The 15236-nt window shown below is 68.0% G+C and carries 17 protein-coding genes and 1 tRNA gene; 6 read left to right on the forward strand and 12 right to left on the reverse strand.

What is annotated here, in order from left to right; genetic code table 11:
• Positions 1–83 precede the first annotated feature (83 nt).
• The 5 genes from OXG33_06745 (at position 84) to OXG33_06765 (ending at position 4943) form a co-directional block, all read left to right on the forward strand.
• The gene (locus OXG33_06745) at positions 84–662 is read left to right on the forward strand and encodes a nicotinamidase (GenBank protein MCY4113620.1); all 579 of its coding nucleotides are present in this window, start codon (positions 84–86) and stop codon (positions 660–662) included.
• A gap of 12 nt (positions 663–674) precedes the next feature.
• Positions 675–2015, forward strand: coding sequence for a nicotinate phosphoribosyltransferase (locus tag OXG33_06750; protein ID MCY4113621.1), 1341 nt, complete (start codon positions 675–677; stop codon positions 2013–2015).
• 83 nt (positions 2016–2098) lie between these two features.
• Positions 2099–3043: an aldo/keto reductase gene (locus OXG33_06755; protein ID MCY4113622.1), complete on the forward strand. Its 945-nt coding sequence runs from the start codon at positions 2099–2101 to the stop codon at positions 3041–3043.
• 225 nt (positions 3044–3268) lie between these two features.
• Positions 3269–4378: an amidohydrolase family protein gene (locus OXG33_06760; GenBank protein MCY4113623.1), complete on the forward strand. Its 1110-nt coding sequence runs from the start codon at positions 3269–3271 to the stop codon at positions 4376–4378.
• A gap of 190 nt (positions 4379–4568) precedes the next feature.
• Positions 4569–4943: a Rieske (2Fe-2S) protein gene (locus tag OXG33_06765; protein ID MCY4113624.1), complete on the forward strand. Its 375-nt coding sequence runs from the start codon at positions 4569–4571 to the stop codon at positions 4941–4943.
• Between the two features lie 143 nt (positions 4944–5086).
• Here the strand turns inward: OXG33_06765 and OXG33_06770 are convergent, their stop codons facing one another.
• The 3 genes from OXG33_06770 to OXG33_06780 all read right to left on the reverse strand — a co-directional run bounded on the left by OXG33_06770 (position 5087) and on the right by OXG33_06780 (position 7419).
• Positions 5087–6193, reverse strand: coding sequence for a Gfo/Idh/MocA family oxidoreductase (locus OXG33_06770; GenBank protein ID MCY4113625.1), 1107 nt, complete (start codon positions 6191–6193; stop codon positions 5087–5089).
• 70 nt (positions 6194–6263) lie between these two features.
• Positions 6264–6340 (reverse strand) — tRNA-Pro (locus OXG33_06775).
• A gap of 29 nt (positions 6341–6369) precedes the next feature.
• Positions 6370–7419, reverse strand: coding sequence for a glycosyltransferase family 2 protein (locus OXG33_06780; GenBank protein MCY4113626.1), 1050 nt, complete (start codon positions 7417–7419; stop codon positions 6370–6372).
• Between the two features lie 33 nt (positions 7420–7452).
• Here OXG33_06780 and OXG33_06785 point away from each other — a divergent pair, with 33 nt between their 5' ends.
• Positions 7453–8355, forward strand: a complete 903-nt coding sequence (locus tag OXG33_06785; protein MCY4113627.1) for a PD-(D/E)XK nuclease family protein — start codon at positions 7453–7455, stop codon at positions 8353–8355.
• Here the strand turns inward: OXG33_06785 and secG are convergent.
• From secG to OXG33_06830, 9 genes are all read right to left on the reverse strand, one after another.
• Positions 8314–8535, reverse strand: coding sequence for a preprotein translocase subunit SecG (gene secG, locus OXG33_06790; protein MCY4113628.1), 222 nt, complete (start codon positions 8533–8535; stop codon positions 8314–8316). The two genes, OXG33_06785 and secG, sit on opposite strands and share 42 nt — an antisense overlap.
• 279 nt (positions 8536–8814) lie before the next feature.
• Positions 8815–9795, reverse strand: coding sequence for a 4-hydroxythreonine-4-phosphate dehydrogenase PdxA (pdxA, locus tag OXG33_06795; GenBank protein ID MCY4113629.1), 981 nt, complete (start codon positions 9793–9795; stop codon positions 8815–8817).
• 141 nt (positions 9796–9936) lie between these two features.
• Positions 9937–11151 (reverse strand): hypothetical protein, encoded by a 1215-nt coding sequence (locus tag OXG33_06800; protein ID MCY4113630.1) that lies wholly within the window; start codon positions 11149–11151, stop codon positions 9937–9939.
• Positions 11152–11154: 3 nt separating this feature from the next.
• Positions 11155–12426, reverse strand: coding sequence for a nickel-dependent lactate racemase (gene larA / locus OXG33_06805; GenBank protein MCY4113631.1), 1272 nt, complete (start codon positions 12424–12426; stop codon positions 11155–11157).
• 160 nt (positions 12427–12586) lie between these two features.
• A complete protein-coding gene (locus tag OXG33_06810) occupies positions 12587–13411 on the reverse strand; it encodes a fumarylacetoacetate hydrolase family protein (GenBank protein MCY4113632.1) in 825 nt (274 codons plus the stop codon).
• Positions 13412–13483: 72 nt separating this feature from the next.
• The gene (locus OXG33_06815) at positions 13484–14263 is read right to left on the reverse strand and encodes an alpha/beta hydrolase (GenBank protein MCY4113633.1); all 780 of its coding nucleotides are present in this window, start codon (positions 14261–14263) and stop codon (positions 13484–13486) included.
• A gap of 97 nt (positions 14264–14360) precedes the next feature.
• Positions 14361–14687, reverse strand: a complete 327-nt coding sequence (locus OXG33_06820; GenBank protein MCY4113634.1) for a hypothetical protein — start codon at positions 14685–14687, stop codon at positions 14361–14363.
• Entirely contained in the window at positions 14687–14935 is a 249-nt protein-coding gene (locus OXG33_06825) for a YtxH domain-containing protein (GenBank protein MCY4113635.1), read from the reverse strand. Before OXG33_06825 ends, OXG33_06820 begins: the two co-directional genes overlap by 1 nt.
• 3 nt (positions 14936–14938) lie before the next feature.
• Complete coding sequence (locus OXG33_06830; GenBank protein ID MCY4113636.1) at positions 14939–15226, reverse strand: hypothetical protein; 288 nt, start codon at positions 15224–15226, stop codon at positions 14939–14941.
• Positions 15227–15236: the final 10 nt, after the last annotated feature.

Below are 15236 nucleotides of genomic sequence, written 5' to 3' on the forward strand. Positions count from 1 at the left end.
CTCTCCCGTCAAGGGAGAGGGGATAAGGCCCCATCTCCAGGCTGGGCTGAGGGGGCTTTGCAGAGATTGCCTAGTCAGGCCGCATGAACCCGGCTGCGCTGCGAGCCTCCGACGCGCTGCTGATCGTGGACGTGCAGCGGGACTTCTGTCCCGGCGGCGCGCTGGCCGTACCCGACGGCGACGCCGTGGTGCCGGTGCTGAACCAGTGGATCGACGCGGCGCGTGAGGCCGGCGCTGCCGTCTTCGCCTCGCGCGACTGGCATCCGCCCGACCACGTGAGCTTCCAGGAGCAGGGTGGACCGTGGCCGGCGCACTGCGTGGCGGAAACGCCCGGCGCAGGTTTTCACCCCGATCTCGCTCTTCCCGAATCGGCCACCATAATCGACAAGGGAACGGACGCAGGGCATGAGGCCTACTCCGCGTTCGAGGGCACCGAACTGGCCGCGCAGCTTGGCGCCGCCGGCGTCGAGCGGCTATGGGTCGGCGGGCTGGCCCTGGACTACTGCGTGCGCGCCAGCGTGCTCGATGCGCGGCGGATTGCCGGACTGCCGGTCCACGTGATTCTGAATGCCACTCGCGCCGTCGAGGTGCAGCCCGGCGATGGGTCCCGCGCGCTGGACGAGATGCGCTCGGCGGGCGCCGTCACCGAAGCCGTGAGCTAGCCCCGGCGCTCGATGGCCGCGCCTGCCGCCCCCGCGCTCACCACTGATCTCTATCAACTGACCATGCTCCAGGCGTACCTGGAGCACGGCATGCACGCGCCCGCGACGTTCGAGCTATTCACGCGGCGCCTGCCGCCAAATAGGAACTTTCTGATCGCCGACGGCCTGGACGCCGCGCTCGATAATCTCGAACACCTGCGCTTCGATGCCGCGGACATCGAATACCTGGAGTCTCTGGGGCGCTTCTCGGCCGAGTTTCTCAACTATCTGCGGGGATTTCGATTTTCGGGGAGCGTGGACGCCCTGCCCGAGGGCACGCCGTTCTTTGGCAACGAGCCGCTGCTGCGAGTGCACGCGCCGTTGCCCGAGGCTCAGCTCGTCGAGACGCGGCTGCTCAATTTGGTGCAACTGCCCAGCGCGGTGGCTTCCAAGGCGGCGCGCGTGGTGGCGGCGGCGGACGGACGGTCCATCGTCGACTTTGGCTTGCGGCACGCGCACGGCGCCGACGCCTCGCTCGCGGCGTCCCGGGCGGCGTACATCGCCGGCGTGCAGACGACGTCAAACGTGGCGGCGGGGCAGGCCTTTGGCATCCCGGTGGCCGGCACCATGGCGCACAGCTTCGTCCAGGCCCACGACCGCGAGCGCGAGGCGTTTCGGCGCTTTATGGCGACGTTTCCCACCGCGGCTCTGCTGGTCGACACCTACGACGTCCAGGCGGCCGTCGCCACGGTTATCGAGCTTGTGCGTGAGGCTGGCGGCGCAGCGCCGGCGGCTGTCCGGTTGGACTCGGGCGATCTGGCCGCGCACGCCCGTCGGACACGGCGGCAACTCGATGCAGCCGAACTGACCCCAATCCAAATCATCGCCAGCGGCAACCTCGATGAGGGCGAGATCGCGCGCCTCGTCGCGGACGGCGCGCCCATCGACAGCTTTGGCGTCGGCGCGGCGCTGGCCGTCTCCGAGGACGCACCGTGCCTGGACGTGGTCTACAAGCTGGTGGCCTACGACGGACGCGGCCGCATGAAGCTGGCCGCGCAAAAGACTACGCTGCCGGATCCCAAGCAGGTCTTCCGGCAGTTGCAGGGCGGCACCGCGACGCACGATGTCCTCGGGCTCGCCACTGAGCAGGCTGATGGCCAGCCGTTGCTCGAGCCGGTGATGCGCGACGGCAACCGGCTGGCGGCAGGCTGCCGCTCGCTGGAGGAGATTCGCGCCTACACCGAACGCTCGCTCGCAATGCTGCCTCCGCGCATCCGCTCGCTTGCTCCGGCCGCGCCTGACTATCAGGTCGAGATCAGTCCTGCCCTTGGCGAAGCGGCCGAACGCACGCGGCGGCGACTGGAGCATCGCTAGCATTCGCGGCGAGGCGTCCCCGGTTTTCAGGTTTGGCAAGTCGCGCGTAGGCTGAAGTAGTCCAGCTAGCCGAAAGCCTGCCGATGGAATATCGACGTCTCGGTCGCACGGGGCTCGAGGTGTCGCTGGTGTCGCTGGGCACCGGGGGGCCGAGCCGATTTGGGCAAGAACGCGGGACCACCCCCGCGGCGGCGCGGCGGCTGGTGCGGCGCGCGCTCGATCACGGCGTCAACTTTTTCGACACCGCCCAGGATTACGGCGACAGCGAATCGTTGCTGGGACAGGCGCTCGACGGCGTGCCGCGGGATGACTACCTGATCGCCACCAAGTGCACCTACCGCGACGGAGACGAGCGCGTCATTGCAGCGGCGGATGTTTCTCTCGCAATCGATCGGGCCCTAGCCCGCCTCAAGGTGGACGTGATCGACGTCATGCAAATTCACGGCCTGATGGGCGAGCACTACGACGAGGTGATCGAGCGTCACCTCCCGGTGCTCAAGGACGCGCAGGCCGCGGGGAAGATCCGATTCATCGGCGTCACCGAGCGCTTCACCCACGACCCCGCGCACGTCATGCTGCGCCGCGCCATCGCCGACGACCACTTCGACACCCTGATGGTCGGCTACAGCCTGCTGCACCAGGGCGCGGAGCGGCATGTGCTTCCCGCGGCGCAAGCGGCCGACATCGGGGTCATCATCATGATCGCGGTGCGTCGCGCGCTGTCGATCCCCGAGCGCCTGCGCGAGGTAATCGCCGACCTGGTCGAGCGCGGGCAGTTGCCCGCCGACGCGGTGCCGGCCGATGCGCCGCTGGGCTGGCTGGTGCGGGGTGACGTGACGTCGGTGGTGGAGGCCGCCTATCGCTTCGTCCGCGAACACAATGCGGTCGACACGGTGCTCACGGGCACGTCGCGCCCCGAGCACCTCGACGCCAACGTGGCGGCGCTCTTGCGGGGCACGCTGCCGGGGGCCGATCAGCAGCGCCTGCGCGACACATTCGGCCACCTGGAGGAGGCGCTGGGGAACTGACGCCGACGGTGGCGGGTCGGTCAGATTCTTTCGGCATTCCTCCGCTGTAGGCCTTGTCCACCGGAGCCCTCACCCTGGCCCTCTCCCCGAGGGAGAGGGAACCGGACTCGAGCCGCGAAGCGGCAAGAGAACCTTCCTGACCGATGTCACCCGCTACCACGCTGGCATGCGGGCTTGGCGCATCGGCTACCATCGGCTAACCGCACATGTTCGCCGGAGGGCGCCATGGGCGCCGTTGACGTCAAGCCGGAAGCGCCGCCGAGCCCGACTCGTGGTCCGAAGCTGGCGCCGTTCATCGTCGATTGCGACTTGCACCACATCTGGCATGAGATCGACGACATCTTTCCCTATCTCCCGCGGCAGTACGTGGAGCAGATTCGGGACTTTGGTCCGATGCTGCCGAAGCTCAGCTACACCAACGTGCCGAACATCCTGGGCTACCGCTCCGACCTGGAAGTGAGGCGCGACACAAACCTCGCCGAGTTCACGGTGCAGGAGCACCTGGACCCCTACCAGATCGACGTGGCGGTCCTCACGGGCGGCAGCGTCTACGGAGTGGTCGGGATCTCGGACGTGGATTACGCCTCGGCGCTGGCCCGTGCCTTCAACGATTGGACGCTCGACACCTGGGTGTCGGTGGACCCGCGCTATCGCATGACCCTGGCGGTCTGTCCCAACGATCCCGTGCAGGCGGCGGAGGAGATCCGGCGCCTCGGCGACCACCCGGCCGTGGTCGCCGTGATGCTGCCCGCCGGCGCTCGGCATCCATACGGCAACCGCTTCTATCACCCGATCTACGAAGCGGCCGCCGAGCACGGCCTGGCGATGATGACCCACTTCGGCGGTGAGGGCGCCGGCGTCACCAACCCGCCGACCGCCGCGGGGTATCCGTCCTACTACCTCGAGATGCGCATGGCCCGCCCGCAGATCGCCCAGGCGCACGTGGTGAGCCTGGTCTGCGAGGGCGTATTCGAGAAGTTCCCCACCCTCCGCTGGCTATTCATCGAGGTCGACACCTGGTGGATTCCGGGTCTGCTATGGCACTTCGACGCGGATTGGAAGGCCCTGCGCGACACCACGCCGTGGGTCAAGCGCCTGCCCAGCGACTACATCCGCGAGCACGTTCGAGTGGGGACTCAGCCGCTCGAGCAGCCGCCCCGGCGCCAGGATATGGCGAAGTTCCTGGACTGGGCGCACGCCGACGAAATGCTGGTCTACGCCAGCGACTTCCCCCACTGGGATTGGGACGAGCCCCGCGCGGCGGCGGCCCTGATTCCGCGCGATTTGCGCCCGCGCATCTTCGGCGAGACCGCGCGTGAGCTCTTCGGTCTTTAGTTGTGCTTCCCGTGAGCCTTGTTCCCATGTCAGAGCCGCCTCCGTACACGCCGGGGCCGCTCCAGTCCCGTTCGCCCTGAGCGGAGTCCAAGGGCACCGTTCATGGTTCGACAAGCTCACCACGAACGGCGGACAAGCTCACTGTGAACGGGGCCGGTGTTCCCCCGGTGCGTGATTGGAGCCAAGGCCAGTGAGCGTCGCATCTAGCGCGCGACGGCACGTGGTGTGCCGCGTCGACGACTTGCCGCCCGGAAGCCGCCGCGAGGTCCCCGTGGGCGGGGAAAACGGCGTCATGGTCTTCAACGTCGGCGGGCAGTTCTACGCGCTGCGCAATCGCTGCCCCCACTCCGGCGGACCGCTGGGCCGCGGGGTGATTCGACCCCACGTGATCTCGAACGGCGTGGGGCACTTCGACTTCGAGCGCGAGGCCGAGATCCTGAAGTGCCCGTTTCACAACTGGGAGTTCGACATCGCTACCGGCTGCGCGCTCTACGACCCATCAATGCGCGCCAAGACCTATCCGGTCGCCGTGGAGGACGGCAACGTGGTGCTCACGCTCGGGTAGACCAGGCCATTCGCCCTTGCATCGAGTTCGGGGCAGGCGCTGAGCTTGTCGAAGGGCGTCGTTCATGGTTCGACCAGCTCACCACGAGCGGATCGGGGTCTCACACCCGGGCGCGTAGGCGACGCGACTCAACTGCCCAGCAGCTAACCCGTCGGAATCGCCACCTGCTGGATGCGGCCGGTTTCGGCGGCCCGGTAGGCGGCCTGGGTGCATTCGGCGACCCACAGGCCGTCTTCCGGCGCGAGGGGTGACGGCCCTTCGCCCTGGCACGCGCGGAGGAAGGCCTGGACGAGCATCGGATAGACCTCGGTGGTGGCATCGGTGGCGTCGTAGGTCACGGTCTTGAGCGGTGCGCTGGCGTGGACGCCCCGGTGCGACGCCCATTGCAGCGGCACCCCGGCCACCTCTGCGCTCGGATTGAAGCTCAGCCAGCCCTCGCGACCCCAGATCGTGATGTCGCTGTGACGCTGCGACGCATATTCGGCCTTGCTGGTGTAGAAGCCCGCGTTGAGGTTGCCGACCATGCCGTTGTCGAACTCGATAGTCAGGGCCGCCGCGTCCTCGACTGTGATGGGCTCGCCGCCGACGTTCTTGCACATGGCGACGACCGAGGTGAAGTCCGAGCCGCTGACGTATCGCAGCATGTCGAGGTAGTGACAGCCAAGAATGGTCAGATGCCCGCCGCCGCCCTTTTCCTTGGAGAAGAACCAGCCGCCGGCGGCGTGGTCGTACTCAAAGCGATCCGCCGGGTCCTGCTTGATTCGCTCCTGGTCGGCGATGAAGTGGGCTTGGAACGAGAAGAGGTCGCCGAGCAACCCCTCGGACACGATGCGACGGGCTTCCTGGACCACCGGGATCATCCGCGACAAATAGGCGATGCAGAGATGGAGGTTGCGGCTGCGCGCGAGCCGGTAGATCTCGCGGTAGTCCTCAATGTCCACGTAGCCCGGCTTCTCGTGATAGACGTGCACGCCGGCCTCGAGCGCCTGCTTGATGGCGGCTGGCATGCGCCATGGCTCCATCGTGACGAGCGCCGCGTCGGGCTTGAACTGGCGCAACATCCGGTCCAGGTCGGTGTAGGTCGCTTGCAGCTTGGTTCCTGCGCCGTCGCGCACCTCGTCGAACGTCTCGCCCGTGGCGTCGGCGACGGCGACCTCGCCGACCTCGTCGGCGGAGAGCGCGTCGACTAGCTTCTGCCGATGCCAGGACGTGGGCTCGGTGATCAGCGCGACGCGTAGGGGTTCGCTCATGTTCGGGCGCCTCCGTGGTGGGAGCGTCGGTCTCGAGTTGGACATAGCCGACGCGGCGTCAGGCGGTCGGTGGTCGGGGCGGCGAGATTCGAACTCGCGACCTCCTGAACCCCATTCAGGTGCGCTACCAGGCTGCGCCACACCCCGGTGGCAGGAGTCTAGCAGTGGCGCCCAGACTATGAATGCGTGCCAGAAGCGTCGGACACTGAGCCCAGGGCGCGGCGGAGTTGACGGTGACGTCGCCAGATCGAGAGCGGCGACCGCAGGAGTTCCATCACCTCGCGCAGCTCCGACCAGGTGGCGTGTCGGCGCGGCGCATTCGGTGATGGTGTGAGGTGCGCGCGGCTGCGCCAAATGTCGGACAGGCGCATGAGTCCCGCCAGCCGCCCGCGCACGGTGGCCAGGCTGCGCTGCCGCCAGATGGTGATGGGCAGCGACGCGGCGTCGTAGGCCAGGATTAGCGGCAGCCACCGGATCAGCGCTCCAAGCGGATAGTTCTTGGCGATCAGCCAGACCTTGTTCCGGCCCAGGTGATAGGTCTTGAGCGGCGAGTCTTCGGCCCACGTGGCGGAGTGCATGTGGCGAACCCGCGCGGCGGTCACGTATCGAGCTCTCCACCCCAGCCAGCGCGCGCGCCAGGCAAGGTCGACGTCTTCCAAATAGGCGAAGAAGCGCTCGTCGAAACCGCCCGTCGCCTTGAGCAGCTCGCGCCGATACAGCGCCGCCCCGGCGCTGGCCCCGAAGACTTCACCGTCGGCGTCATCCTTCACGGGCGTCCCGGCGCTTCGATCCCACGCGATGCCCAGCGGGTCCAGGCTGATGCCGGCGGAATCGATGACCTCGGGATCGTGCAGATAAACCATGCGGCTGGCGAACATGCCGATGTCCGGGTGCGCCGTCGCGTTGCGCACCAGGCTCGCAAGCCAATCCGGGTCGGGGATCGCGTCGTTGTTGATGGTGGCGACGAGCGGCGCGCGGGCGGCCTCGAAGCCGCGGTTGTTGCCGGCCGCGAATCCGGTGTTTTCTGAAAGCTCCACAAGGCGCACCGATGGGAACGCGTCTCGGACCCAGGCCGTCGTGCCGTCGGTCGAGCCGTTGTCGACCAGAACCACCTCGTGCCGGACGTTCCGCTGTCCGACGATGGCCGGCAGCGATTCGCTCAGCCGATCGCGTCCGTTCCAGGTCACGACGACGACCGAGGCTTCAATGTCGTGCATGGGCGTCATGATTTGTCGCGACCGCTAGACTTCAGGCGGCAGATGCATCCGGCGCCGCTGGTTGGGTTGCGCGTGGCTCCCCCGCTCCGATTTCTCTCGCCTACCAAGTTGCGAACCTATGCGACCTGTCCGCTGCAGTACAGGCATCGCTACGTGGATCGCCTCGAGGCTCCATACACCCCGGCCTCACTGGTTGGCCAGGCCATTCACGAGACGCTGGAGGCGAATTTCCGGGCGAAGAAGCACACGCGTCGCGATTTGTCGTTGGCCGAGGCCCAGGAAATCTACGACCGCGTCTGGGAGCGATTTGCGCCGGGTCCGGCGGACGCCGCCGACCCGGACGATCCGTGGGAGGCGGCCTACGAGTCCGGTCGGTGCGCACTGGAGCACTATCTGACCGAAGCCGCCGCGGCCTTGGCGCCGCATCTTGTCGAGCATCGATTCCGGTTCACGGTCCCCAGCGTGCCATGGCCGGTCGTCGGCACGGTCGATCTGGTGGATCAAAACGGCACGGTCATCGACTTCAAGACCTCCCGCCGGCCCTACGACGCCGCCTATCTCGATGGCGATCTCCAGCTCATGTGTTACGCGATCGGATACGCCGCGTTTCGCGCCGGGTCGCGCGTTCGGCCCGGTGAGCTGCCGTCGCCGTATTTCATTCCTGACGTCCGCGTGGACGTGCTGGTCGTCGCCGATCCGCCGTCGGTGCAGCGCTTGGAGGCGCGCTACGACCGGGAGGACCTGCGCGAGTTCGGGGAGCGTGCCGCGAGCATTGCGGCGGGCATCCAGGACGAGCGCTTCGAGGCATTTTGGCGGGCCCCCGACGCCGCGGAGAACGCGAGCGTCTGCCGGCGGTGCTCCTACGTGGACCGGTGCCCGGACGCGCTGGTGTCGCCCGACGAGCTACTGGAAGCGGACGGCGAGGACGGAGACCAGGAAGAATAAGGCCGAGATCCCGATCGTGAAGTTGAAGAGCACGCGGTCGATCCCGCGGCGCGAGGCGAAGAACGAGCTGTCGCTGCCGCCGAGGGCCGAGCCCACGCCGGCGTTGCGCACCTGCAGCAGCACGACGCCGATCAGAATGACCGCCAAAACCACCTGCGCCGCCTGAAAACCGGAACCCACGGACTTACTCCTGCAAGGGGACTTGCCCTGGATTTACATAATGCCCGGCGCGAGTTGCCCCGAGAGGCCATGTGCCGGTGCACGCGCTCAGCATACCGGAGCGGCTGCGGAGGAGGGGAAATGTGGGTGCGTCATTTCCGCACGCTTGCGGTCACTTCCGCGCCATCGCCGTCATTCCGGCGGAGGCCGGAATCCAGTCCGGTCGGATCTAGGTGCCCACCGGATGCTTGACGTCGGGCGGGTCTGAGACCCGCCCCTACGGCAAACGGCTAGTGCGCGTCAGGCGCCGGCCGCCGTCAGCTTCGCGCGCGACATCTGTGCCGCGACCTTGATGGCGTGGTCCAGGCTGTCTTCGCGCGCCCGTCCTTCGCCCGCGCGGCCATAGGCGGTGCCGTGGTCCACGCTGGTGCGGATGATCGGCATGCCCACCGACACGTTGATGCCGTCGAAGAACCCCGCGGTCTTGACTGCCACGTGGCCCTGGTCGTGGTACATGGCCACGATGCCGTCGAAGCGCCCGTCGATGGCCTTGTTGTAGACCGTGTCGCCCGGCTCGGGGCCGGTCACGTCCATGCCTTCCGCCCGCGCCGCCTCGATGGCGGGCAGGATCTCGTCCGCATCCTCGTCGCCGAACAGCCGGTCCTCGCCGGCGTGGGGGTTGAGCCCGTTGACGGCGATGCGCGGATGCTCGAAGCCGAGCAGTTGCAGCGACTCGTGCAGCAGCCGGATGCAGTGCAGCACGTTGTCGCGCGTCACGCGGTCGATGGCCTCGCGCAGTGAGACGTGCGTGCTGTTGTGAATCACCCGCAGCGACGGCGCCACCAGCAGCATGCGCGTGCCGGGCGTCTCGGTCAGGTCCGCCAGCAGCTCGGTGTGGCCGGCGTAGTGATAGCCGGCGCGGTTGATGGCTTCCTTGTGGATAGGTCCGGTGACGATGGCCGCCGCGCGACCGTCCATGACCAGCTTGGCGGCTTCGATCACGGCCTCGGCGGAGGATCGCCCGCCTTCGACCGTCACCTGCTTGAAGGGCAAGTCGCTCAGGTCCTCGCCCCATGGGTCGTAGACCTCGATCGTGCCGTGCACGTAGGCGGCCGATTCCGGATCCGCGGCAACGACCTTCAGTTCGGAACCGAGAATGCCGGCCATGCGCTCGATCGCCGAGACGCTGCCCACGGCAAGCGGTCGGCACATGGCATAGGTTTCCGACTTGGCCAGGGACTTGATCAGGATCTCCGGTCCGACTCCGGTCGGGTCGCCCATGGTGATGGCGAGGATCGGTCGGTCGGCGTCGGCGGTTGCGTTTGGGATGCGGGGCTCCTTTGACGTGTGCCCTCGAATTCACTCGGCGGCAAGTGTAGTCAGGCGTTCTGGCTCGTGCGCGAGGTAGGTACGACTGGCGGGTCAGGGGCAACCGATCATGCGCAGCGCGTCCACCAGCGCCGTCGGTCCGCCCATCACGCCGGCCTTGGTCACTACCGGCCATCCCGCGCCGGGACCGGACGTGAACACGCCGTAGGGCACGCCCCAGCCAATCTCACCGGCAAGCTCGATGGCTTCCGCCGGGATCGCGGCAAACGCGGCGCGCGCCGTGTCGCCGCCCGAGAGCACCAGGCCGATCGGGTGCGTGCCGCGCCACACGGTGGCCGTGAACTGGCTCACCAGGGCGTGCTGGGCGGCCTGGGCTTCCGGGGATGGCGCCTTGACCGGGATTACGGCGTCCACCAGGGCGGGGCGATCGAGGGACCAACCCGCCCGCACCGTCGCGGCCACCATGATTGAGATGCCGGGTTGCTGGAGAAGCGGAATGGGTTTGACCGCGAGCGTGGCCGCGGCCTCGGCAAACTGCTGCTGCGTGTGCGCCATCGGCGATCCGATGATGGCAAGCGTGCGCGTCGTGCGCGACATCTCGGGGACTGGCTGGGGAAGAGTCGCGGTGCATCGCGCCAGGGACGCGGCCAGGCCCGCCGATCCGGCGCTGACGCGCATGAGATCGGCGGCGTCCATGGCGACCGCCACGCACTCGAGATCGGCGTCCTCGGCGATGTCGGGCAGGATCACGTTCACGCCCGCGTCGCGGGCGCTGCGCAACGCGTCGGCAAGTTCGGTCACATCAGACCGCACGACGTGCGTGGGGATCACACGGCACGTCAACGCAGAAGTGGATTCGATCAAAGTCGGGATATGCGACTCCAGGGCCGGCGTCACGGGGTCTCGTCCGGGCTCCGCCTCGGAGACCGGAGTGCCCCAGAGCGCCAGCGTGCCGGATTCCGTGGTCCGGCCGCCCGACGGAAACGCCGGCGTGTAGACCAGCGTCGAAGCGCCCGTGCCGTCGAGCGCCGCCTGGAGTTCCGTCGCGATATTCCCGCGGAGCAGCGAATCGGTTTTCTTGTAGATCAGGGCGGAGGGGTCGGCCGCGCCGACCGCTCTGCGCACGGCGTCGTAGGCCGCGGCAGCGTCCAAGTGTCGCGACGCCGTGCTCATGGCCGCCGCCTCGGCGTGCGGCGGCCACGAGCCGTCGCGGGTGGAGACCAGGGTCCGGCGACCGGCATTGCGGAACTGCAGCGCCGTGTCCAGGGCGCCGGTCAAGTCGTCGGCGATGATCGCCCACCGAGGCATTGGCTAGTTCGTCAGCGGAAGCGTGTCGGGCGCGTGGGTGAGCACGCCCACGGATGGGTTGGCGCGAGCATCGGCGGCTGCGATTTCGAGCGCCGCCTCGACCGTATCCGCCCGGTCGAACGCCAGGGCGCGGGCGTCCTCGCGCGCCACGCCGTCCGAGACCAGGATCACCCGCGCATGCTCGCGAACGCGCGCCCACGCGGTGGCCAGCGATGCGGCGACCGGGTCGTCGAACTCGCCCTTTTCGTAACGGGTGATGAGCGCGTCGGCCGGGGACGCCGCGTAGTCCAGCATCTCCGGATGCATCACGGCCACGCCCTCGGGGCACGGCGTCACCACGATGATCGTGCCTCCCGGACGCACCAGCATCGCCGCGGGATAGAGGCTCTTGTGCGCCTGCCAAAACTCGATATCGCACGGGTGCGAGCCGGCAATGACGATGTCGAGCCCTGTCGGCGCGGGCACGCCGTAGATGCCCTGGGCGTCCGCCACGGCGCGCCGATAGGCCCCGCGCGTGGTTCCGAAGCGCGCCGTGACGAGCTGGCCGTCGCTGTTGAGCGTGACGTTTAGGACATGGCGCATGCCGGACCGTTCGGCGATGCGCTCCATTTCGCGGCGCACCGGCGTCACCACCTGGCCGAGCAGCGGCTCGACGGCGCGCGCGCTGAACATGTGGGTCGCGGCGGTGGTGGCCGCGCCGGACACGCCCGGCTGCACGATCTTGGCTCCGGCCGAGAACCCGGCGATGTGGTGGGGCACAACCGCGCCGGTGCCGATGACCAGGTCGCGTTCGAACAGCCCGGCGTTCACGTGCACCGGCGTGCCGTCGGGCGTGGTGCCCAGGTCGCGCAGTGGGGCAACCGTGTGGTCGTGCTGGGTGACCTCGACCCGGCTGAGCACCTCGTCGCCGAGCTTGGCGCAAACCTCGTCCGGCGTCATCGGACGGTGCGTCCCCAGGGCGATCATTACCTGCACGGCATCGTCCGGCAGGCCGCCGGCGCGCAGTTCCTCGAGGATCGCCGGTACCAGGAGGTGCGTGGGAGTTTCGCGGGTGATGTCGTCGACCAGGATGAGCGCCGAGCGAGCGTCGCCGGCCTCCGCGCGCAGTCGCGGGCTATCTATAGGGTTTGCCAACGCTTCCCGAATCACGCGCTCCGGATCGGTCGCCGGCGGGGCCGGGTGCGGCGTGAAGACACCGGCCAGCACCGCGTCGTGGTTGACCTGAAAGCGCAGCTCATCCGCGCCGTAGGGAATGGTGACGAAATCGCCTGGCACGGTGCGCCCCGATCCTGTCTCCGCTATGGAGACCCTTGCACGAATGGTCGACATCCCATGCCCAAGCCTCGGATCACCCTCACCCTAACCCTCTCCCATCAAGGGAGATAGGACCGGACCTGCACTCCAAGCTCCACTGGAGGGATTCCGCAAGGGTCTCCTACGCGGCCACCACTGGATTGCGCAGCACGCCGATGTGCTCCAGCTCGATCTCGACCGTGTCGCCGACGGCGAGCGGGCCGACGCCCTCGGGCGTGCCCGTGAAGATGCAGTCGCCGGGTTCCAGCGTGAGCCCCTGCGCCAGGTAGGTGATGAGCGACGCGACGTTGAAGAGCATGTCGGACGTGTTGTTGTCCTGCTTCGTCTCGCCGTTGACGCGCGCCTGGATGCGCAGGTTGTTGGGGTCGATGTCGGTCACGATGCACGGACCCAGCGGCGCGAAGGTATCCAAGCCCTTGCCCATCAGGATGCAACCCATGGCCATTTCGGCGAATTGCAGCTTGCGGGCGCTCACGTCGTTGCCGCAGGTGTAGCCAAGCACGTAGTCGAGCGCCTCGGAGACGTCGACGTTGCGGCAGGTCTTGCCCATGACGACCACAAGCTCCGCCTCGTAGTGGACCTCGCCGAACGGCTCTTCCTGGAGCGCGGGATCGTTGATCGCGTGGCGAAAGCCGTCCGCGCGGGGCAGCACGATGTCGTCCCCTGGGCCGCTGATGGCTGTGCTCGGCTTGATGAAGAGCATCGGCATCTTGGGCACGCCGCTCTCACCGACGGTCTCCATGATGTGTTCCATGTAGTTCAGGCCGACCCCGATGGCCTTGCCCGGCACGATGGGCGCCAGCAGCTTGAGGTCGTCGACCGAACCGACGGATTCGCCAACCGAGTGGTCCCCGAAGATGTCCCCGTCGATCGCGTGGACGGTGCCGTCGTCGTCGAGTGAGCCGTAGCGAGCGCCGGAAGGGTGCGCGTATCGGACGATCCGCATGGTGGTTGACCGATCAGAAGCGAGGGGCAGGCAGCGGTCCGCAGCGTAGCATCGCCCGTGCGTGAAGCCCGGCTACTTCGCGTTTACGAAGTCCAGGATCGCCGCGCGACATTCATCCGGCGCCTCCAGGTGCGGCCAGTGGCCCGCGTGCGCGACGTTGACCTGGGTGGCCTTGGTTGCGCGGGCGGTGAGGATGGCCGCGTCGTCCTCGGTCACGAAGGGGTCGGCGTCGCCGCGCAAGACGAGAATGGGCGCGGTAATCGTGCGGGACGCTTCCAGGTATTCCGCGCCGATCATGGCGCGCAAGCACCCGGCAACCACGTCGGCATCGGTGGTCGCCGCCGCGTCGCACATTGACGACAGGTGCTCGTCGGCCAAGTCTTCGACAAGGCCGCGCGTCAGCCACCGTTTGGCGGCATCGGCATCCCAGCCGCGCATCTTGATCCGCTCGTGCACCGTCCAGAGGCTGTGCACGTCACGGACGAACGCCCCAGACCCGAGCAGGACGAGGCGTGCGACATGGCTGGGATATCGCGCCGCGAAGCACAGGGCGACGAGTCCGCCGTAGTCGTGGGCCACGATCGGAATCGGATCGAGCTGATTGGCCTGGTGCAGCGAGTGGTGCAGCAGCGTCGCGGCGTGCTCGATGTCGCCCGCGAAGCCCTCGGGCGGACTCTCGCCGAAGCCGGGAAACTCGAGCATCAGCGCGCGCCGGTCCTCGGGTAGCCCCTGGGTCACCATCTCCCAGACAACCGCGCCGGGCCCCAGGCCGTGCAGGAATAGGATGGCCGAACCCCGCACGCCCCTGGTTGCCAGATTGATGCGCTGTCCACGCAGTTGGAGCATTGGCATTAGCGAAAATCGCCCATGGCGTCTGTCCCACGCAGTTGGTCATGCGATTTCAATGCGTGCGTCCAGTGATTGTCGGTGTACATGCCGTGATGCCGGGTCACGCCTTGGATGGCGTGTCGATGCCACCCCGCGCTTGGCGCAGCTCCTCTTGCAGGCTTTCCGCGTAGCTCTCGACGGCGGCGCGCACGCGCTCGATCCGGACGATGGACGGCAGCACGCGTTGGCGCGCGGTGGTCTCGACGGTGTCTTGCACGTGCTCCGTCGAGCGCGCGGTGCGCCGCAATCCCTGCTTGATCTTCACGGTGGTCTCGATGATGGCGATTGATCCGACCACGCCGCCCGCGAACAGCGCCAGGAACACCACGCAGCCCTGGATGACCAGGATGATGATGGCAATGTCGCGCGCGACGTCCCATCCGTCCATCAGCGCCGACGCCTTCGTCGTCGACGGGACCGGCCGCGGCGTCGCCGCGACGGCTGATCATGTCGCTCTTTGGTGGCGCCTTCGGCGGCCTCGGCGGCGCGCTGCGCGGCCTCGCGGGCCTTGCGCAACCTGGCGCCCACCTGCGCAATCAGCTCGCTGCCGCGCTGGGGCGCGAGCACCGTGCCAATCGCGCCGCCGACGATGAACCCGAGAGCCACGCCGAGCATGATCCAGGCCATGTCGGGCACGGCCTAGCGCCACTGCCCGCGCAAGAGGTTGAGCGCGCGCCGGGCGACTTGAACGCCGCGCGAGGTCGTGCGCGAGCCGGCGGCGACGGTTTCTTGCACGCTCTCCGCGGTGGCGCGAACGGTGTCGACGGTGTCACGGGCGGAATCGATGATTGGGGTGACCTCGGCGCGAATCGCCGCCAGCATGCGCCACAGCAGCAGGCCGGTGATCGCCAGCATCAGCGCCGCCAGCAGGCCCACGGACGCGAGCACGATGACCGCAATGTCGCGAACGACTTCTAGCGCTTCCACGACCCTGCCC

The organism is Chloroflexota bacterium, from assembly GCA_026708035.1.
Taxonomy (GTDB): Bacteria; Chloroflexota; UBA11872; order UBA11872; family UBA11872; genus JAJECS01.